This window comes from Buttiauxella sp. AC142, assembly GCF_979253435.1.
In genome coordinates, this window is the sequence record NZ_CEEDCH010000001.1 from 4408246 (window position 1) to 4429070 (window position 20825).

At 47.0% G+C, this 20825-nt stretch carries 21 protein-coding genes and 1 pseudogene; 10 read left to right on the plus strand and 12 right to left on the minus strand.

Annotation, left to right across the window (positions count from 1 at the left end):
* Nucleotides 1-43 precede the first annotated feature (43 nt).
* The 9 genes and pseudogenes from AC0IWZ_RS20575 to AC0IWZ_RS20615 form a co-directional block, all read right to left on the minus strand.
* Nucleotides 44-283, minus strand: a complete 240-nt coding sequence (locus AC0IWZ_RS20575) for a hypothetical protein (protein ID WP_471678582.1) — start codon at nt 281-283, stop codon at nt 44-46.
* A gap of 245 nt (nt 284-528) precedes the next feature.
* The gene (locus tag AC0IWZ_RS20580) at nt 529-1146 is read right to left on the minus strand and encodes a helix-turn-helix transcriptional regulator (protein ID WP_471678581.1); all 618 of its coding nucleotides are present in this window, start codon (nt 1144-1146) and stop codon (nt 529-531) included.
* A 328-nt stretch (nt 1147-1474) separates the two neighbouring features.
* Nucleotides 1475-2011 carry a fimbrial protein gene (locus AC0IWZ_RS20585; protein ID WP_471678580.1) on the minus strand — a complete coding sequence of 179 codons (537 nt, stop codon included), beginning with the start codon at nt 2009-2011 and terminating at the stop codon, nt 1475-1477.
* Between the two features lie 30 nt (nt 2012-2041).
* Nucleotides 2042-2566 carry a fimbrial protein gene (locus tag AC0IWZ_RS20590; protein WP_471678579.1) on the minus strand — a complete coding sequence of 175 codons (525 nt, stop codon included), beginning with the start codon at nt 2564-2566 and terminating at the stop codon, nt 2042-2044.
* A 72-nt stretch (nt 2567-2638) separates the two neighbouring features.
* Nucleotides 2639-3559, minus strand: coding sequence for a fimbrial protein (locus tag AC0IWZ_RS20595; RefSeq protein ID WP_471678578.1), 921 nt, complete (start codon nt 3557-3559; stop codon nt 2639-2641).
* A 104-nt stretch (nt 3560-3663) separates the two neighbouring features.
* Nucleotides 3664-6255: pseudogene (locus AC0IWZ_RS20600) on the minus strand (fimbria/pilus outer membrane usher protein).
* A gap of 77 nt (nt 6256-6332) precedes the next feature.
* Entirely contained in the window at nt 6333-7019 is a 687-nt protein-coding gene (locus AC0IWZ_RS20605; protein WP_471678577.1) for a fimbrial biogenesis chaperone, read from the minus strand.
* A 93-nt stretch (nt 7020-7112) separates the two neighbouring features.
* Nucleotides 7113-7628: a fimbrial protein gene (locus tag AC0IWZ_RS20610; protein ID WP_261281984.1), complete on the minus strand. Its 516-nt coding sequence runs from the start codon at nt 7626-7628 to the stop codon at nt 7113-7115.
* A 491-nt stretch (nt 7629-8119) separates the two neighbouring features.
* Entirely contained in the window at nt 8120-8542 is a 423-nt protein-coding gene (locus tag AC0IWZ_RS20615) for a winged helix-turn-helix domain-containing protein (RefSeq protein ID WP_471678576.1), read from the minus strand.
* Nucleotides 8543-9265: 723 nt separating this feature from the next.
* Between AC0IWZ_RS20615 and AC0IWZ_RS20620 the strand changes: the two genes are divergently transcribed.
* The 3 genes from AC0IWZ_RS20620 to AC0IWZ_RS20630 all read left to right on the plus strand — a co-directional run bounded on the left by AC0IWZ_RS20620 (nt 9266) and on the right by AC0IWZ_RS20630 (nt 11474).
* Nucleotides 9266-10081: a winged helix-turn-helix domain-containing protein gene (locus AC0IWZ_RS20620; RefSeq protein WP_471678575.1), complete on the plus strand. Its 816-nt coding sequence runs from the start codon at nt 9266-9268 to the stop codon at nt 10079-10081.
* Nucleotides 10082-10093: 12 nt separating this feature from the next.
* Complete coding sequence (locus tag AC0IWZ_RS20625) at nt 10094-10564, plus strand: hypothetical protein (protein WP_471678574.1); 471 nt, start codon at nt 10094-10096, stop codon at nt 10562-10564.
* A gap of 646 nt (nt 10565-11210) precedes the next feature.
* Complete coding sequence (locus AC0IWZ_RS20630; protein ID WP_167333350.1) at nt 11211-11474, plus strand: hypothetical protein; 264 nt, start codon at nt 11211-11213, stop codon at nt 11472-11474.
* A gap of 35 nt (nt 11475-11509) precedes the next feature.
* On the opposite strand, the gene AC0IWZ_RS20635 is transcribed toward AC0IWZ_RS20630, so the two are convergent.
* Nucleotides 11510-12466, minus strand: a complete 957-nt coding sequence (locus AC0IWZ_RS20635) for a LacI family DNA-binding transcriptional regulator (protein WP_471678572.1) — start codon at nt 12464-12466, stop codon at nt 11510-11512.
* Nucleotides 12467-12761: 295 nt separating this feature from the next.
* Between AC0IWZ_RS20635 and AC0IWZ_RS20640 the strand changes: the two genes are divergently transcribed.
* The 4 genes from AC0IWZ_RS20640 (at nt 12762) to AC0IWZ_RS20655 (ending at nt 16315) form a co-directional block, all read left to right on the plus strand.
* Nucleotides 12762-13076, plus strand: a complete 315-nt coding sequence (locus tag AC0IWZ_RS20640) for a PTS sugar transporter subunit IIB (RefSeq protein ID WP_034499586.1) — start codon at nt 12762-12764, stop codon at nt 13074-13076.
* 13 nt (nt 13077-13089) lie between these two features.
* Entirely contained in the window at nt 13090-14415 is a 1326-nt protein-coding gene (locus tag AC0IWZ_RS20645) for a PTS sugar transporter subunit IIC (protein ID WP_034499588.1), read from the plus strand.
* A 31-nt stretch (nt 14416-14446) separates the two neighbouring features.
* Nucleotides 14447-14749, plus strand: coding sequence for a PTS lactose/cellobiose transporter subunit IIA (locus AC0IWZ_RS20650; RefSeq protein ID WP_147295614.1), 303 nt, complete (start codon nt 14447-14449; stop codon nt 14747-14749).
* Nucleotides 14750-14935: 186 nt separating this feature from the next.
* Nucleotides 14936-16315, plus strand: a complete 1380-nt coding sequence (locus tag AC0IWZ_RS20655; RefSeq protein WP_034499592.1) for a carbohydrate porin — start codon at nt 14936-14938, stop codon at nt 16313-16315.
* Nucleotides 16316-16380: 65 nt separating this feature from the next.
* Here the strand turns inward: AC0IWZ_RS20655 and AC0IWZ_RS20660 are convergent, their stop codons facing one another.
* Together AC0IWZ_RS20660 and AC0IWZ_RS20665 are read right to left on the minus strand one after the other, a co-directional pair.
* A complete protein-coding gene (locus AC0IWZ_RS20660; protein ID WP_471678571.1) occupies nt 16381-17997 on the minus strand; it encodes an STY4199 family HEPN domain-containing protein in 1617 nt (538 codons plus the stop codon).
* A gap of 96 nt (nt 17998-18093) precedes the next feature.
* Nucleotides 18094-19512 carry an aminotransferase-like domain-containing protein gene (locus tag AC0IWZ_RS20665; protein ID WP_410373203.1) on the minus strand — a complete coding sequence of 473 codons (1419 nt, stop codon included), beginning with the start codon at nt 19510-19512 and terminating at the stop codon, nt 18094-18096.
* A 177-nt stretch (nt 19513-19689) separates the two neighbouring features.
* On the opposite strand from AC0IWZ_RS20665, the gene AC0IWZ_RS20670 reads away from it, so the two are divergent.
* The 3 genes from AC0IWZ_RS20670 to AC0IWZ_RS20680 all read left to right on the plus strand — a co-directional run bounded on the left by AC0IWZ_RS20670 (nt 19690) and on the right by AC0IWZ_RS20680 (nt 20812).
* Nucleotides 19690-19863 carry a DUF1127 domain-containing protein gene (locus tag AC0IWZ_RS20670; protein ID WP_172892890.1) on the plus strand — a complete coding sequence of 58 codons (174 nt, stop codon included), beginning with the start codon at nt 19690-19692 and terminating at the stop codon, nt 19861-19863.
* A gap of 86 nt (nt 19864-19949) precedes the next feature.
* Nucleotides 19950-20279, plus strand: a complete 330-nt coding sequence (locus AC0IWZ_RS20675) for a DHCW motif cupin fold protein (protein WP_410373202.1) — start codon at nt 19950-19952, stop codon at nt 20277-20279.
* Nucleotides 20280-20284: 5 nt separating this feature from the next.
* Entirely contained in the window at nt 20285-20812 is a 528-nt protein-coding gene (locus AC0IWZ_RS20680; RefSeq protein WP_471678570.1) for a GNAT family N-acetyltransferase, read from the plus strand.
* The last annotated feature ends 13 nt before the right edge of the window (nt 20813-20825 follow it).

Consider the following 20825-nt stretch of genomic DNA (forward strand, 5'->3'; position numbering starts at 1 on the left):
GTCGCAACATCGCGCTTGCTGGGTCATCGGTATTGACCGTATATCAGTACCGATAATAAGCCCTTATCGCCGCACAGGGTAACGACTTCCACAATAACTGATCGCGAAGGCCCGTCAGGAAATAGATATCTTCCACGTGAGTGAGTTCCATTTCTAATTTTATCGCAATTTGCTCAGCTGTCATACCACAGGCCTTCATGCTAAGTACCATTCTGGAACGCTTTTCACTGTAGCGTGTAGATGTACGACGTTTTTCAAACTGTGGCATATTTACCTTTTTCATATGACATCACCTTTACTAAGAGTTATTAACACGCAGGTAGATACGGTCCCGCGGTAGAATACTAAGCATTTGGAAAGAGCAGTCGACGTCCTTAAGCGTAAGGGAGTGACGATTACAATGCAGAGAAAGTATCGTAGTATTTAATTTTCCATTTTCGTTTTTTTAAATTAAATCTTTCTATGAGAAAATTAAAATTTGGCACATAGACCTTCACATTTAGAAATGTTATTTATTATTTGTACTTTCTATAAATATATTTGTTGGTTCTTTTCCTTAAGACTCTTCAAAAAAAATAATAATTCACAATCATTCCTGAGATTAAACTTGCTCATTATCAGCCGTTTATGCGCACTGGCTGTTTTTATGCTAATATTTAATTTCTGCGATATTTTAAGAATGTCCTCTCCATGTAGCAAAGCTTTCGCAATTAAAATCTGTTGCGGTGTCAATCTCAGATATTTGCATTGCGCGCATTTATTGCAATGAGGACTTTTAGGCATAGCTTTGGTTTCCTGCCATGCTTTACTAATTGTTTCTCTAGCACTAGACAATGACTCGGACCGTGAGATAAAGATAATATCCTTGATGCAAAGTGGTAATTTTTTATGATGAGGTTTTTTTTCGGCATCGTAAATGCCAATAATAAGGCCTGGCTTTGTGCGATATTTTAGTTCTGACTGGCAAATAAATTGCGCACCTGCAGAAAACTCTTTTACGATTATATCCGCTTCTATCGCATTTATTCTTGTTAAAGTTTGGAATTCGATAGAGGAACTCGCTTCATTGCGTAATAACTTTTCAATAAATAACTCAAATCCATTTCTATAAAGTGTGTTTGAGTCCTCAATGGCAATGTTTAACATAATTAATCCTGTGGGATGTTATAATTCTATATTTGTTAATGGTATTTATTTGCAATTCCATTCCTCTGCAAGAGGTAAATATAGTATTTTGAAAATATAATTTTATAAATAAATAGAAGCGTTAAGGTTTATTTATACAGATATGTTCACTTGGTAGAGCAGGTAACAATTAAAATTTTTTTACTCAGCGAGCGTCATCAGGCCAGAACCTACAATTTCTGCTGCTATCATCATAATTTTCCAGTTCTTGTATGCAGACGAGTACCCTTGGATATACTGCCAAACCCTCGCTGTGGAACCTTTACCACAGCGTAGGTTTAGTCTGTAACTATTGATAGGTGAAGTTAACTAGCACATTACTTGATACCAGTCCCGCGCCAACGTTGCCGGCAGGCGTATACAAGCGGGCCGCCAACGGGAAGGTTGCGGTGTTAGTCGCGCCATCAACATTGACCGTCATGGTGTTGCCGTTTGACAACACCGCGCTGTGGTCGGCATCTTTTGCCATCTGCACCGCCATATTGGCAGCGGCGCTCGCAGCCGGTTCAGTATTCGCGAACAATGAACCACCTGGGCCCGCCGGTGTACCGGAAAACGTAATGGTACTTTGGCTGGTTCCAGCCGGGCAGTTGGTCAGGCTGAGACTGAAGCTTTTCCAGTCGCCGGCATCGCCGGCATTCTGGAACCGGGTTCTTCCCAGCGTGCCAAGATTGACCTCCTGTCCTCCTGCGAGGACCGGGTTAACGGTACAGGATGCGGCAGTAATCTTACCAACGATGGTGACGTCAGCAGCCTCCACCTTCGTGCCCGGCAGGACAGCGAGGGCGGGAAGCAGCATGTTGAGAAGAAAAAGACGTTTTAACATGGATAGCTCTCCTGCCAGGTAATGGCATAATCAGTTATAGGTGAAGTTCATCAACACGACGGTGTTGATATCGCCTACGGTGGCGCTGCCTGGAGTACTGTAAGGGCGAGCCTGCAGATCAAATGTTGCATTCTTGCTGCCATCCACGTTTACCGTCATGGTGCTGTTTTTACCCTTATCGGCTACAGTGCCGGAGCGGTTCTGTACCTGAACCGCGACGTTGGTGGCATAGCCGGTACCGGTTGTGTTCGCATACTTGGCCGCATCGCGACTGTCTGCTGTACCATCAAACGTAGCAGTGACCGTGGAGGTGCCAGCCGGACAGTTACTCAGCGCCACGTCGAAAGCCTTCCAGGTGCCAAACGAGTTGGCCGGGTTCAGCGTAGCCGCGGTAACATCAGGCATCGTGACCGTGTAAGCGCCATTGTTATTAATGGTACAAGCCGCCGCAGTGACTTTGCCATTGATGGTAATAGTTGTATCGGCGGCATGAGCAGCAAGAGAAGTAGTACTAATAACCAGAGCAGCAATCAGTCCTTTGGTAAACATACGCATTTTAAAACTCCTTTAAATAATATTTAGGTATGGCTCGCTCCTGCCAAAATTGCAGGAGCATTGGTGAACAAATTAGTTATACATAATGGTTGCATAAGCAATAGCACTGACTGCGCCAGCATCGGCATTGTTAGTCAATGCATAATATCTGGCCGTCATAGGTACCGAAACGCTACCATTAATCGTTCCCAAGTTAAGATAAGTACCCGCCGCCGTTGGTATAGGCGTATTATCTTTCAAGATTTGCACCCCAACACTGTTGGCATTTGTGCTGCCACTGAGGTTACTGAATACCGCATTGTTGGCATCGGCAATATCACCACTAAAGGACAGCGAAATATTAGAAGCCGAAGTACAATTCAACGGAATACTAAACGCGTTATCCTTGCTGGTATTACCCACGCTCGTTAATTGAGACGTATTGGTATCATCCAGATTAACGGCAATCGCCGACTGAGTTACAGTACAGGCCGGTGTAACCGGCGCGAGAAAAATGGGACCATCGAGATAAAATTCAATAACAGGAACATTATTAACGGTCTCTCTCCCAAAAACTAGTGGACCAAATGTCCCACTTCCTATCGGCCCTGTTTTTACAAATTCAAGATAAATGGTCCCCCCCATATAAGTCCCTGGCAGACCTGGATCGTAAGCATATACACTTGCAGGCCAAGTTTTCGTTAATTCTTGCCCTGGCCAACCGGCAGCAACACGCGCTCGATATGCTACACCAGGTATAGATGTTGGATACAAGTTACCATTAGGAACGCCAACCCCCCCAATCCACCAATAGTTGTTCCCATTATGATAAGTACCAGCAGGACAAGTTGCGCTTCCGAAAGGAAAACTGACCGATACTGCACCGACGACGCTACCGATAGCCACAGTGGGGTTAATATTAAGGGTGCTCGGGGGTGAAATTTTTTCAACCGAAGGACATCCAACAGACCAAGCAATTGATGGGTTAAAAAAAGATACCATGCCAATTACCATTAACAGTATCCAGGATGTTTTACATATTTTCATTTTAATAATTCCCTCAGTACATGAAATGCACACTATTGCTTTAGTTTTACTAAAAAAGTTAAAACTCAGCTTTATCGGCACAATCCACGAACATTAACAATACCATTCGTTTTATTAGGTATGCTGTAATCCACTCGGCACTGCTCATCCAGCGAATTTCCCCATTTTACCTGGAGAACTCCGCTATCACTCAGCCCAGTTAAATATACTTGGCCACCATCACCCACAATAAATCCTTGAGATTCTTTATTATCCGCGACCGTCACGGTGGCACCAAACGGCACCGGCTGACCACCCGCACGCAGCAATGTCATCAAGACTCTATGGCCCACGCTGGTCTGGTAAGTGGCTCTCACTACCGCCCCACGGGTTGGAACAACGGTCTGGGTGGTGATGGCCACTTCCGTATCGTCACCAAAAGTTTGGGTATTGAGTGTGACATCATTTTTACGGTACGGGCTGGTGTAAGGCACCACCGCATAACCGCGGAAATCGGTCTTCACGCCTGTCTGGCCCTGCACACTGATGTCTTTTGCCCCCGGAGCGGCAACCAGCACCACGGTTTCACCTAACGGTTGGCCGAGAGTCACACCGTTCTCATGGGCAACAATCCCGCCCTGCAGGCCATAGTTCAGGCGCTGACTGTTGTTGTCGTAGGAGTAACCGCCGTTGACTTCACCGTAAGTAGCACGCCAGTCAGCATTGGCACTGCCGCTGTTGCCCTGGCCCTGTGAGCCGTAGCCCTGCTGTACGCTCCAGCTCAGGTTGTTTTCCTCCAGGGTGGTCCCGCCAACGCTGACGCTGTTGGTGGTATTGCCATTCTTGCTGGTATTAGCCATATAGTTGGCATAGGTCGGGTGTTTATCCCCAAACAGTTTGCTCAGCGGCACAGTCAGATTGAGGGCAAACAGCTGGTCCTTGTCATAGATACGCCCGTTGCCACTGGAACTGCTCCCGTAGTTCACCGTGGAGTTGATGTTATAGGTGTAACTCAGCCCGTAACTGATGCCGTTCCATGAGTTGTTGTAACTGGCGCCATAGGACTCCATACGCCGGTCGGTGTTCCAGTAGTCTTCGCGTGCAGCCGTCAGGCCAAGGTTACCGCCGCCTTCCCACAAGTTCTGTGACAGGGTGAGTTCAGCGCGGTTACGCCGACGTTCCTGTAACGTATAACTGTTACCATCGGTATAGGTGTCCAGCACTTCCTGCATGCCCCAGTAACCGTCGGTCGCATAACGGTAACCCGCAACGGCAAAGTTGGTGCCGGTCTGCACGAAGTTTTTGCTGTAACGCACTCGCCAGGACTGGCCGCTCTCTTTCTGCCGGTCTTTCTGCTTAGACCAGGCCTGGGTAACATCGGTGGACAGGGCACCGAAATCCCCCAAGTTCTTGCCGATACCCAGCGCCAACGATTGATACTTGCTACTGAACTGGCCTCCGCCGTAAGTGGTGAAGCCTGCTGGTAAACCGTAAATCACGGTACCTTCGCTCAGCGGCGTTTTGTCCACGCTATTGTCATAGGAGCGGTATAAGCCGGTGGTGACGGCATACTTCAAGCGCCCTTCACGCTGCAAGACTGGCAGGGAAGCGTAAGGGATCACCAGTTGCTGCTCGCTGCCGTCAGATTCTTTGATCGTCACGTACAGATCGCCCGCACCGCCGGTGGGGTACATATCGGTAATTTCAAAACTGCCCGGTGAAACATAACTCTGGTAAATCACATAGCCGTTCTGGCGAATGGTAACCTGCGCATTGGTACGGGCAATGCCGCGCACCACTGGCGCATAGCCGCGCAGACTCTCAGGCAGCATATCGTCGTCAGAGGCCAGTTGAGCACCACGGAACGGAATGCTGTCAAATACATCAGCCGGAGTAGAACTATCACCGGCAGTTAGCTGGCTTTTCAGTGCGATAATATCGCGCTGAGCGTAGGTATAGACCGTATCCCAATGATCTTCGGTTTTGCCATTGACGCCGCCGTTGTCAGACCGGCTCCAGGTGGTGTAGTTACGCAGACGCCACGGGCCGATATTGATACCGGGGCGCAGGTTAACGTATTGGCTGTTGCTATCGTCGCCCTGGCCACCCTTGGCGTAGTTGTTAGCACCGGTCATGCTGTAATTCAGCAATGCTGCCGGGATACCCTGATCCCAGAACTTCGGGTCAACCCACCCACGTGCCGAGTTGCTGACAGCCGTTTGTGGCAAGCTCAGCAACAGTTGCTGGCGTTCAAAACGAAAATCACTATTCGCCTAGGCGATCGCTGCCAAATTCGCGCAAGCACTACCTGGCGCACCAAGCTCCGGGTATTTATTAACTAACACCCCCCAATTCGCTAAATCATCGACCGGGATGCAGGGTTGCAGTACATCGCTGCCCTGGGCGTTCTTAGTCATACGAAATTCAACGTCACGCGTTTCAACCTTCTCGTTGTTGAGGAACACATCAACACGATAGGTGCCCGGCATCTGGCCCCCCTTGTTCTCAAAGGAAGACAGGTCAACAGTCTTCTGCCCTGGCGCACCCAGCTCCAACAGAGCGGGGTCAAAGTAATCTCGCGCCTGCGCAGTCATCATTGTCCCGGTAAGCAGCGCCACCTGAGCCGCCACAAAACAGGCAACACGGCTTAACCGCGGCCATACGCGAGTTTTATTATTGTTCATCCTTAAGCACTCCATTTTCCACGTAAGGCTTTGATTTATCTGTATCCTTAATATTCATGCTCATCATGAATATGCTGCTAATGCCCTGTTGTATGCTCAGCACCGGTACCGCCGTAGTCACTGATAAGCTTCCAACTCACAGGTCCACTCACGTTAGCGGGTGCATTAAAGGTGGCTTGGCTCATGGGCAGTACGTAAGTAATGTCTTTGATTTCACGTCCTCCCACTTTGACCTGCTGGAAATTCATCACGAATGGGGTTGGGTTGTTAACGGTAAGGCGAGTACCACTCTGTGACCAGGTCAGTTTGTTGGTCACGCTTTCTGGTGTGTCTTTCAATCCTTTCGGACGATAAAGCAGCTTGATACGGGTTTTGACCGCAATCTGTAGGGTGTTAGTACCTTCCTTTTTACTACCCGCCGGGATGGATTTGATGTTTAACCAGTAAAGAGACTCGCGATCTTCTGGCAAACTACCGCCGGTACGAACAATACGTAACAGGTTTTGCTGATTCCCTTCCAGACGGAACAATGGCGGGGTCACAATAAAGGGGGCTTTCTCAGCGCCACCATTTTGTGTCTCCGTCCATGACTGGATGAGATAAGGATTGGTGTCAGAGTTAGTGACGTTCAGTGAAGCCTCCTTCTTTTCGCCGTTGTAAATCAAACGGGTGCCGCCGACGGTTACGCCGCCAACATCAGCCGCCTGCGCCAGCGTACCGCTCAGTAATAAAGGAAGGCAGAGGGCTTTAAACCAGGTATTCATAACAATGCAATACTCCAAAGAAGGCGGGCCAACTAAAGTCGACCCGTAGAAATGCCTTCCCAACACGGGATAAGGGTGAGAAGGCAGTCCTGATTAGTTGTAAACGATAGTGAAGTTGCTGACAGCGTTAGCCGGGCCTGCAGTCACTGTTGCAGCTGTTGCATAGTAACGAGCTACGAAGTCGAGGTTATTGTCACCAACGCTCAACGGATAAGCTGAAGAAGCTGTGTGCAATGGCACGACAACGTTTTTGTTATCCGTCAACTGAATGCCTACGTTAGTTGCCACACCAGGGATCTGAGACAGGGCAAGAATGCTGTTAACATTGCTGTCTGCAAGACCGTCAAACTTCACTTTTGCGGAAGTCATAACAGCCGGGCAGTCTTTCAGTGCGATGGTGAACTTAGTTGGTGCTGCAGTAGAGCCTGCTGCGGTGAATGCCTTGCTGGACACGGTGCCCATAGTCACTGTCAGCGGGTTAGTTATGTTGTTGACTACAGTACATGCGTCATCAGTGATGGCACCAATAAAGTTGACTTGACCGTCAGCAGCAAATGCAGCGGAAGACAGAGAAGCAATGATAGACGCAGCGATAACTAATTTTTTCATGGAAATAATCCTTTCGTTTAATGATAAATTACATATTATTCAGTAAGGCGATCCGTTCGCCATTATTGAATGGGGTGGTGCAGTTATTTCAAAAATAGAGTCTTCATATTCTGTTTCTGAATAATGCGTTATAACGTAAAACCGAACGTGCGTTGAGATGATGTTATCCCAGTTTTTTAAGACGTTAATCTTATAAGCACCCGCAGTCTTTTCAGACGAATTTAACCGTCTGGCAATAAGGTATACATCCTTTTGCTGTGCAAAAAGATCCATAACTATTGTTTTCATGTTTTAGCGTGATATCAATTAAAAAATATCACTTACTTACCTGTTCTTTTTTGGACGAGTTAATTACAAATTTTTTGTTCTGCTCTGGATGCGTAGCAGGATAATGTCATTATCATATAATATGTTAAACTCATTGGTACTGATATGATTAGCATGAATGTTGCATAGTCAGTATTGCCATAATATTCGTAAAAAAATCATCTTTAGTGATGAAAAATATTGTGCTGATGTTCTATTTTAGGTGGCATCTTCTTTTCACTGTATAACACAGTGATCATGTTCTCTCTGACGTAATAACCTTTAGATTCAACTCGCAGGATAAAATCATCCGGAATACCTACATAACTTAATTTTGTTTTTAATGCTTGCATGACTTGCCATAAGCGCTGATTTGATGAGCTTAAGCCATGCCTATCCCATACGTTAAACAGGATATCTGAATTATAAATAATGGTTCCGTTGGCATTTTCCAACAAAAAAATAAATAGACGAAACATGGTGTCTCTAAGAGAGACCATTTTCCTCTGGCTTATCCGCGGAACAGCACTCACGTTGATCAATGTTTTGTTGGTCACATCAAAGTGAACATCAGATCCGATGTAGTAGCCAAAAATCGTTTTTTGCATTTTTAGTCTCTTTCATCATCATGCTTATAGGCTAAAACAAGGTGCATATTTACTCTTCACTGATGACGACTATTCTTACGTGCCTTAGAAAAATTGGCAAATCAGTCAGAGAAATCGCATTTCATCAACATGATGTGTCGATTTGTTTCTTAAAGTAGTTTTTTTTGCTGGCATGTAACAATTTATTGGTTTTTTTATTCAACTTACGAACAAAAAAACCAACAAATTGACTAAAGTAGCTATAAAAAAACACTCAACATTTTCATGGGTATTGCATGCACTTGTCAGCATGTCCCTCTGATAAGCAGGGTTGCTTATGTATGTCATGATATTGTGATACATCCTATCCCCAGTCTCGTATGTATTGCCTATTGTTTAGGTTACGTACCAGGCTGATGAGGCAAAGATTAATGCGAATAGATTCATCAGTGAATCTAAATAGTTGTATTTAGGTGCTAAATCCAATGGTAAGCGAATCAGAGGCGGGATAATGAAGGGAGTTGGCCCCATCCGGGTTTCTGTAGTTAACCTGATTTAGATTAAAATTGTTATTTTACAACTGATTATTTATATTTTTTTGTGTATAGAGCACGCACTGGAAGGACTCTGTCTTTGATAAATTTCTCATAGAAGTGTCCTCTATTCTTACTAAGAAGATCTATTTTAGATTTTTAACTCATTGAAAAAAATGAGGATATAACGTCTGTGCCGTGAGGATTAATCATGTCAAAACGCTATGTTTTAAATGCCTGTATTGAGTTTTATCCGGAGAAATGCCAATTATCCGCATGCGAAAACAAGAGTCTGACAGTGAAACTCCATGCTCCAGTCAGCCGTTGCCTTGAATTACTGGTTGAACGGCGTTACGAGATGGTACCCCAAAAGGATTTTTACCCTTATGTTTGGGGAAGTGAAGGTAAACAAGTGCCTGTAAGTACGCTTTATCAAAACATTGCTTTGCTGCGTAAGGCTCTGAAAACTTTTCACGAAGAAGGTAGCCAGATTATCAACACGGTGCCAAAGCAGGGATTTTCGCTGCACCCCAATGTGACGGTACAAGAATTAGTGGGGGGCCAGGAGATAACCGAATCGATCACTGTCCAAACAACAGATCAATCCTTAGTGACTCAGGGAGGCCTATTTAATGAGAGGCTTTCTTCTTTACCACCTGTTGCAGTAGAGAAAGAAACGATTGTAAGGAGGCGGTTTCACCACTTTTTACTTCCTGCGGGTATTTTTGCTCTTTCTGGTTTACTTGCCTACCAACTTACACAATGGGATTTATCCTCCCCTGAACTTGATCTTTCTCAATATAGCAAAAGAGGTGAGATTGCTGAGTGTCAGATATACACGAATAGCCCTGATACTGAGATGAACAACGCCAGCATACTCATTAATAACAATCGGATCGACTGTAGTAAAAAGGCCTACCTCTATATAACCGGCTTTCAATACAGTGAGCATCAATCCATGTTGTTATGCACTCGAGCGCTGGATGATTCGAGTTCCCCAAAGTGCCTGGCATATAATTTTTATTGAATGGGTGAAGGTATGAAAAAATCCTATTGGTTTACTGCAATGGCGATTACCCTGGTACTTTTAGTTCTCATAAATACTTACGTCTATCAACAACATTACCAAAAGAAACATTTCAACTGTCACGGCGACGTGTCAGTAAGTAATAGCAACTACACGCTAAACGCGCGGTTGATGTTAAATTTTTCGAACAACATTGGTCAGGCTTTAGTGGAGGGTAAGCTGATAGATCGTGCGGGCATCAGCTATTTTGTTCATCGGGCCAGTTCTTTTTATGTCAAGCAGGATAGTGACGATATATACCTCACCGCCTTTTCAGTTACTGAGTTGCCTGGTAATACGGCTGACATATCTATGCTAAAGGGGCTGATCTTGCCAAATCTATTGACAAAAAATATCAGCGTTCACTTAAATCTCTTTTCCATAACGAGTAAAAATCACTTGTTTACTAATGATAAATATGTGTTGCTTTATTGTGAAAAATAGTAGGTTAGGTTAGCTATCATTATTTAAACGTCACCAGGAAGTGATGTGATGGATACCCTCCTCAAGTAACCAGCGCCATACTTTTACTGACTGCATTATTCCGGGAATAAAATTACATGAATATGAATGGAAACCTTTTCAGCTTCGCATTTCTGAAGCCGGCCCGCTTATTGCCGTTGTTTTTATCAGGGAAATTGATCTTACACAGTTCTCCAACGGCAGAGATTTATCAGCCTGGAGTGGCCTGGCAGTGATGCGCTGCGTGCAAAGACATGATGACAGCCTTGAATTGCGGCGCTTGTTGATTCGAGCTTACTAACAAGAAGAAGAGTAAATTGTCGAATGCAAAACTCTGGAAAACCATCCCCCCGTGCAAGCCTTACCATGAGGTAATGAATTAAAAGTGAATTAAAAAAGGCTGCGAAATTTAGATTTCGCAGCCTTTTTATTTATTTCGGACATTTTAATAAAGCTCGAATAATCAAAAACACTAACTCATTAATTTTCATACACCTGCGCTATAAAAACTTTCCAGATGAAACTTTAATTATATTTTAACTGATTTGGTTACATTCAGATGCAACTGCCACATCTATACTCTTCAGATTGTATTCATTTGAAATTTTATATTTGCAGAGTGCCTCATATGAAAAGTAAATCGTCGATAATCATGGGTGTTATGGCGGGCATTTTTATGTTCTCCACGCTTTCCATCAACAATGCTTACGCCACAGAACAAGGCCAGCAACGCCGCCAGGCAAGGGATGTTCGCCAGGATACCCGTCAGGACTCGCGTCATGACAAGCGTGAATGCGTGGTCAACGATAGCAAAAGCAACAGTGATTGCCGCCAGGATAAGCGCCAAAGCAAGCAAAATGGCCGTGAAGAAGCCCGAGATATTAAATACTAATAACTAAGCCATACCCTTGCCGGGTATGGCTTTTTTTATTTCCGGCTCGCCATGTCAGGAATAATCAAATCACCACGCAGTACGTTCGAACCCAAAGCACTTTGGGTTTTCTCGGTCAACCATGTCACGATTCTTGCCGCCATCGCATCCATTGAATATTCAATGGCGGGAATGGTTGGAATCCCCGGCAGATGCAGTGAACCCGCCAGGCTAAACACCATAATGTCTTTCGGAACAGATTTATTAAACGCCTGCAATTGCGGAATGATGTGCTGTGCTTCCTGCTCATCAGCAACTAATAACGCGTTGAAATTCAATGTTGTGCTGTTATTGAGCAGCACCTGGAGCGCGACAGATGAAGACGTTGAATCCATAAATATCAGGTTGCGGTTAAAGGGCAGGAAATTGTTTTCCAGCGCGCGCTTATAACCCAACAGAATTTGATCAACCGACCCGCAGGAATCAGGGTTGATGACCGCAATCTGCCTTCTTCCCTGCTTAATCAAATAATTACAGGCCGTTTCAGCAGCAAAAGCGTGATCAAAATTAATGCTGTTACTGGAATCAACATCCACGCAATCGACAAGAATGACATTCTCCTGGTCGATATTGAGCGGGAAACGTGCGCCGATAATCAGCACGTCATCACACAGCCCACAGGTCAGCTCATCAAGAGCATGTATGACCTCCGCTTTACTATTCGCAAAACGCAGCAGCAGGTGTTTTTGATGTTGGCTAAGATGTTTCTCCAGCGCGTAAAGATAACCCGTGGTCTGGTTGATATTTTCCTGCGCGCAAATCACGCCAATGCAGCCGGTAGACTGGCTGAGTAGTGATTGCGCAATCATATTTGGACGGTAACGCAGCTCCTCCGCCGCTTTCAGCACGGCCAGGCGACTTGCTTCCTTCACTCCGCGAGATCCACTCAACACCCGTGATACTGTGGCTTTAGAAACCCCAGCTAAACGCGATACATCATTGATTGTAGACATCATTTTCCTTTATCAGGCTGTGGTTCATGCCTGTTTGTCCTGAATACAACTTCGGCTCAGATGGTAGCCAATTTCAGTATAGTCGTTTCCATTTTTGATGGAAACCGATTTTCCACATGATGTCCAAACGATACATTCACCAAACAATTTTGTGATGACGATCCAATAAGTAATGCCGATAAAGACGGGATCTTGATGGGTGTCACAGATCTGTTTGCTATGGATGGAAAACGGTTTCCATAAAGTATCAAATCATTTCCGCAATACTTTATTTACATTTTGAGGATGAGTGTTAATGGTCAAGATTATGTTGTGTTGTTCCGCCGGAATGTCCACCAGCCTGCTGGTTAAAAAGATGCTGACAGTGGCTGAAGAACGAGGAATGCCTGTAGAAATAGAGGCTTACGGCGTGGCTGAGTTTGATGTGCAGTTCCCGCGTTATCAAGTGGTGCTGCTCGGGCCACAGGTAAAATATATGTTAAGTACGCTTTCAGAAAAAACCGCCTCTCACGGTATTCCGGTTCAGGCCATCGACATGATGGATTACGGCATGCAGCGTGGCGATAAAGTGCTGGATTATGCTCTGTCGCTTATCGAAGCGGCTCACTAAAAGGGTTATTCATATGAGTTCGCTATATCAATCCATGGTGACGGTGATTGAGCAATCCATCACTCCGTTGGCGGGTCGTCTGGGGCAACAAAAGTACGTGATCGCGATTCGTGATGGGTTCACCGCAGCCCTGCCGTTCATGATTATTGGCTCTTTTATGCTGGTGTTTATATTCCCGCCGTTCTCCGCTGATACCACTATCGGTTTTGCTCGTGCATGGCTGGATTTCTCTCAGACTTACCGTGAACAGCTGATGCTGCCGTTTAACCTGAGCATGGGCGTGATGACGTTTTTCATCTCAGTAGGCATTGGCGCAAGTCTCGGGCGACAGTTTAATCTCGACCCGGTGATGTCCGGCCTGCTGGCCTTTATGGCATTTTTGCTGGTTGCAGCACCGTATGCCGACGGCAAAATTTCGACTCAATATCTTTCAGGCCAGGGCATTTTCACCGCGCTGATTACGTCGATTTACTCCACGCGTATTTATGCCTGGCTTAAAGAAAACAAAATCACCATTCGCCTGCCAAAAGAAGTGCCAACTGGCGTTGCACGTTCGTTTGAAATTTTGATTCCGGTGGTCGTCATTATCGGCACGCTGCATCCGCTGAACTTATTCATCGAAGCGCAAACCGGCATGATTATGCCGCAAGCGATTATGCACCTGCTGGCACCGCTGGTTTCCGCATCCGATTCCTTACCCGCCATTTTATTGTCCGTGTTGCTGTGCCAGATTTTTTGGTTCTCTGGTATCCACGGCTCGCTGATTGTCACCGGCATCATGAACCCGTTCTGGATGACAAACCTGGCAGCAAACCAGGCAGCGCTGGCTGCGGGAACCGCATTGCCACATATTTATCTGCAAGGTTTCTGGGATCACTATCTGCTCATTGGCGGCGTCGGTTCCACATTGCCACTCGCCTTCTTATTGCTGCGCAGCAAAGTGACGCACCTGCGTACCATCGGGAAAATGGGCATCGTTCCAAGCTTCTTTAATATCAACGAACCGATTCTTTTCGGTGCGCCAATTATCATGAACCCATTGCTGTTTATTCCGTTTATTTGCGTCCCAATGGTCAACGCCGTGTTGGCTTACACCGCAACTAAACTGGGCTGGCTGGCACAAGTCGTCTCCCTGACTCCATGGACAACTCCGGCACCGATTGGCGCATCGTGGGCGACAAACTGGGCCTTTAGTCCGGTCGTGATGTGTGTGATTTGCATGGTCGTTTCTACCATAATTTATCTGCCATTCCTGCGCGCTTACGAGCGTTCATTGCAGAAAACTGCAGCAGAAAATGAAGCACGTTCACCTCTGACAGAAACGGCTATCAGCAATTAATAACCGCCGTCTAAACACTCTGGAATTAATGATGATTGAATTAGAAGAAGCCGTAATGGAAATAATTATGAATGCCGGGCAGTCGCGCAGTTTGTGTTTTGAAGCGCTGCATTCTGCACGACAAGGAAATATCGAAGAAGCCAAACTGTTATTACTGGAAGCCGATGGTTACGCGCGCGAAGCTCATAAAATGCAAACCAAATTGATTGAGCAAGATGCAGGCGAAGCCAAACAGCCTATGACGCTAATTATGGTGCATGCTCAGGATCACCTGATGACATCAATGTTAGCGCGCGAGCTTTCAAACGAAATCATTCATTTATATCAGCGCTAAGTATTACGTAAAAAACAATAATATTACCTCTGGCAGGGAGAGATCATTACGTAAATAATTTTAATTAAGTCCAATCCGATGAAAGTATAAATAAAGATAAATATGTTTGGTTAATAGAGTTTTCTCTATTAACCCTGAACAGGATATTTATTGTCTGAAAAAATAAATTACTAAATTGAGATTATAATGAAATTAATTAAACAGCTTCCATTAACAATGGCGGTTATCGCCGCGCTTTGCCCAATTTCTGTACTCGCACAAGAACCAATGACTCAAGAACAAATTGATCAAATCGTGGCGAAAGCGGTGGATAAAGCCCTGGCCGACCGCGATGCGAAAATAGAAGCCGCACGACTTAATAGAACCGATACCCTGGTTACGCCTCAGGTTCCCACCACGCCAGATATGTCTGTTCCGTTGGGGCTTAAATTCACCGGTTATGCCCGCTACGGGGCGCATTTCCAGGCGGGAGATCAAAAATACATTGGCGTTGATGGTTCCTACAACGGCTCCTCCGCAATTGGTCGTTTAGGTAACGAAGGCAACGGCGGCGAATTTCAGCTCACCAAAATCATTAAAGCCGATAACGGGGCCATCTGGGATATTGGCGTGATGATTGACCACTGGGGCGATGAAGTTAACCTGAAAAAAGCCTATGCGGGTGTCACTAATCTTTTTGAAGCACAGCCAAATGCCTATTTCTGGGCGGGTCGTGACTTCCATCAGCGCCCACAACAAGGCATCAACGACTACTTCTGGATGAACCACGATGGTCAAGGTGCAGGCGTGAAAAGCCTCGATCTCGGCTTTGCACAACTGGATATCGCGGCGGTTGCCGCCGTCGATCAGTGTGACCCTGAAATGATTGAAGACGGTGATAACCCGTCGCGCATCTCGTGTACTGGCGGCTCCGGCACCGGTGATAAAGGCAACTACGCGGCGACATCAAAACTGCACGGCATCAAATTTGGCCCAATTGATTTCGAGCTGTACGCCAACTATGGTTTTGATTCCAAAGCCATCGACAGCGACGAACGCTCCAAAGCCTGGCAGGCCGCCGTGGTGTTAAGCCACACCGGCGACAATGGGGTGAACAAAATTATCACCCGTTATTCTGACCATTCAGACAACAGCGTTTATAACAAAACCAATGGCCTGCACACCGTTTATGCCAGCTTCGAGGGGAACTATAAGTTCACTCAACAAGCGCAGATTGAATATCTGCTCGCCTTCCACGATTACGACAATGATGATCTGACCCAGGATAACCGCCGCAACTATGGCGCTATTGTTCGTCCGATGTATTTCTGGAACGACATACATTCCACCTGGCTTGAAGCGGGTTATCAGCGCGTAGATTACGAAAACGACGGTGATAACAAAGGCTGGAAACTGACCCTCTCACAGAACATTTCCATCGCGATGGGACCAGAGTTCCGACCAATGCTGCGTTTCTATGTCACTGGCGGTCAGGTCGATAACAACCACACCACGCGTATCGCGGGCGAGCCAAATACCCAGCTTGATTCGTTCAACGTCGGCGCGATGTGGGAAGCCTGGTGGTAATCAGGATAAGGGCTTTGTAAGTCGTTGTAGGGCGGATAAGCGTTAGCGCCATCCGCCATTTTCACTCACCGCATCGCATTATAAATGGCCTGCTGAATATCAACTGCACGTTTTTCCTCGGCAATGCCCTGCTCGTCTTTACGCTGTTGTTGCGCATTCAGTCGCAGTTTCGCTCTGTCCAAATCCTCTTTCTGCCGCTTGACGGTTCCAGGTGAAGTACAAAAAGTTTGCAGGAATTGTTTGCGCAGTGAAGTCAGATTTTGCCCGTCGTTCATCGCCTGGCTAAGGGTTCTCACCATGCGCCGACACGGGCGTTCCTCGTCCATCTGCGAGCGGTATTGCAGCAAAGTATTAAGCGCGTCGCGGTAATCTCCCGCCAGCGCAGATTCGGTGAAATACACTTTCCAGTTCATGCCACCTAACATAAACAGGCGCACCACGGTGGCATCTCCGCGCTCAATGGCCGAGCGCAAATTCCCCTCTTCCCAAGTGATGCCAATATTCGCCAGCTTCTCACGCGCGCTTTCCGTTTCCGGAAGCGAATCAAGTGCTGTGATTTTCGCCGGAGTGCTTTTCGCCTCGGCAGGCTTATTGGTGACATCGCTCAGATAATACATACCGAAAATAGCCGCGCTAAGGGCCGTAACACCGGCCACGCACCACAGAACCATGCGCAAGGTTTCGCCAGTGTCCTGTTTGCTTTTGGCTTTGTGTGAGTCGGGGCGTTCGATGGCATCACGCACTTCTTCGCTATCGCGGCCCATGGCCTGATATTTTTTGCGCGCCTGGGCGAGATAATCCTGCAATGCGGCATCCTCTACCGCCAGCAACGCCGCCGGGTTCACTTTCGCTCGCCCTTCATCAAACGCCCGCTGAATAGCCGCCGTGCTTTCCTGGTGATAACTCTCAAGCAAAGCGAGCTGTACCGAGGTTAATGTCTTTTGCGCCACCAGATCGTTGCGAATTTCGCGTACATCATCGAGAAAAGTTTGCAGCGTTTTGCGTGGTTCAATGAGCAAACTCAGGTGTGCGGAGTCCTGAAACAATCCGGCGTAATGGTTGGCGTACTCTTTTTTATCAACCACCATTAATGCCAACTCACTAAAACGCATTCCGCTGAGAATATCGCCCCGATCGCCATTCTTCAGCCAACGGCGCACGCAATCTGCGCCAAATTGCGATTTGAGTTTATGCACCAGATTCGCCTGGCTCGGATAGCTTTGATTGACCAGGCCTTTGAGCATCAACTCCAGCGCGCACATCTGGCGTGCCGCTTTCTGCTGCCGGGCGTCGTCGTTACTTTCAATTTCACTCAAATACCCGAGCAGCGGCTGCTTTGCCCGTACATGCTCGAGATAACTGACAAAACGTAACGCCGCGATGAGCTGATTGTGACTGACTTCCTGGCCGCTTTCATACTCCGGCACCAGTTGCTGCAAATGGCGCAGCAACAGCGTGAAATGCGAGATTTCGGCGTCATTAAGATTTAAGCGTTTTGCCACCGCCATCCAGCTTCCAAGCACCTGTCTGGCTTGTTCGAGCTGTTGAAAAAACCATTGGGGATCTTTCCCTTCGGCGGCTTTGATTGTAAGAAGTGGCAGGATTTGCAATGACGCCTGGCGAATCACACTCAGGCAAGTCTCGAACTTTTCCCGCATCAGCAACTGTGCAGCGCTGGTCATGATTTTCCTTTTTGAATAAGGCGCGAGTCACGACGCCATTGCACAGAATGTTAGCGTAGCCGGAGTGGAAGCAATGGCGATAAAAGACCAGGGAAATTAACCATTTTCAAAAATATCGCTGATCACCTCGCCCAATTTTCGCAGCGCGGTTTCGGTCGCATCATTGAATGGCAGCGCGTAGTTCAGGCGCATACAGTTGCGATATTTCCCGGAAGCGGAAAGCAGTGACCCCACCGCAATCCGAATATTGTGCTCACGCAGTGTTTCAATAATCGGCACGATATCAATGTGTTCCGGTAGCTCTATCCACATCAGGAAACCGCCTTGCGGACGAGAAACACAAATACCGCACGGGAAATAGTGGCGCACCCAGCAGGTGAAAATGTCGAGATTACGTTGATAGTGTTGGCGCATACGCCGCAGATGGCGATGGTAATGGCCGTTACGCACAAATTCAGCGACCGCCATTTGCGTAAAGGTCGTAGTGCTGCCGGTCACGATATATTTCATATGCATCGCGCGGTCAAAATAGCGCCCCGGCACAATCCAGCCCACCCGCAAACCCGGCGCTAACGTTTTGGAAAATGAACTGCACAACAACACGCGTCCATCGACATCGAGCGATTTTATTGTCATCGGCCGCGGATATTCATACGCCAGCTCGCCGTAAACATCATCTTCAATGATGGCGATATCAAAGCGTTGCGCCAGGTTCAGCACCGCTTTTTTACGCGCATCGGGCATGATAAACCCGAGCGGATTGTTGCACGTAGGAACCAAAATCACCGCTTTGATTGGCCACTGTTCCAGCGCCAGTTCAAGGGCTTCAACACTAATCCCCGTTTCAGAATCCGTTGGTATTTCAATCACTTTAATGCCAAATGCACGCAGCATTTGCATGGTGCCGTGGAAACAAGGCGACTCAACTGCCACAATATCTCCCGCCTCGCACACCGCACGAATCGCAATCGACAGGGCTTCATGGCAACCGGTGGTGACAACAATGTCATCCGGCGTGACGACACAACCGCTATCGAGCATCAGACGTGCAATTTGTTCGCGCAGCACGCGCTTACCGTTAATACAGTCATAGCCCAAAACTTCGGCTTCCTGATATTGCACAATACGGCCCATTTCACGCCACAACGGTTTAATCGTTGAATGGGTCACGTCCGGGAATCCACTGCCAAACGCGATGCTGCCGCCATCTTCCCTGCCGGTGAGCTGTTCAAGCACCGCATCCCACTGAGTAATTTCTACCGGACGCTGCGTAGGACGAGTCAACGCAGGCACAGGCGGCAATGATTTGCGCGGCGTAACAAAATAGCCGGAGCGCGGTTGCGGAGAAATAAGCTGGCGGTCTTCAAGAATATGATAAGCCTGCTGTACAGTGCTGATACTGACGCCGTGTTCGCTACTCAGGTTGCGCACCGATGGCAAGCGTTCCCCACTGCGATACAACCCTTGTTCGATGCGTTCTGCCAGCAAAGTGGCAAGATGTTGGTAGCGCGTCATGCTGTATCCTCTCAATTCACCATACAGACGGAAAAACCAGTACAGAATGGCGGAGAATCCCCCACTCAGATCTTGTTTTAGCGCGTCTGTATGTTAAATAAAAGTTATATTTGCGTCTGCCTACGATCTGTATGGCGGCGCATGATTGTTCCCATCGACACGATGAGGAGCAACACCATGGGCTTTGAAGAAAACAGACCACGCCGGCCTTTTTATGGCTTTGTGATGATTTACCAATATTTCCGCCAAAGAAGGTTACTGCGCCAGACAGAGCGCACTTTAAAGGGGCTGAGCAAAGAACAATTAAAAGATATTGGGCTGACGACGGATGACATATCACACTGGAAATAACTCTCAATAACGGCGCGTAAATATGGCGCCGTTATTTTTTTGCTGATATCAATTAGAGGACACCTGCAAAAATAATAAGGAAAACCATGCGCATTACTGACCTGCCTTTTAATACGACCGACTGGACTACACTCACCCCCACCGAACATCCGGGCATCACCGGGAAAGCGTTGTGGCGCACACAACAGTTTGGGGAAATCCGGGTGCGCATGGTGGAGTACACCGCCGGATATCTTGCGGATCACTGGTGCCATAAAGGCCATGTCTTATTTTGCCTGGCGGGAGAGTTACAGACTGAGCTGGAAGATGGGCGCTTGTTTACCTTAAAACCCGGCATGAGTTATCAGGTGGCGGATAACGCCGAACCACATCGTTCATCAACGGCTATCGGCGCAACGCTGTTTATCGTGGACTAAAAACCATGTTTCCACTCGTGACTTCCAGACTCAATTTAACGCAAATTACCGAACAAGAATGGCCATTATTCTTGCGCTTGCAGCAAGACCCCGACGTCATGCGTTATGTTTCAGATAATCGACAGGAAGCTGAGATTCGCCAAATTTTTAATGCTCGCCTGGTGCGCTGGGAAATTCACAGCCGCCACTGGCTTTGCCTTGTTATGCGCGATAAACACAGCGGCGTGCCGATGGGTTTCACCGGTTTTGTGCGTAGCGATGACGAGATGGCGGAAGTGGGTTTTATTCTTGATCCCGTGTTTCACGGGCAGGGCTACGGATTTGAATCGCTTCATGCGGTATGCAAATTTGCGTTCGAAAAGTGCCGGATGCGCAGGCTGACCGCGACAGTTACCGTCGGGAATATCGGTTCTAAAAAGACGTTGGAAAAGGTGGGCTTTAAACAGGAAGGCATTCTAAGAGAAAACTATTTTCTGGGCGATGCCTGGCAAGACGACTGGATTTTCGGTTTGCTGCGCAAAGAATTTAAATAAAACACGGTGGATG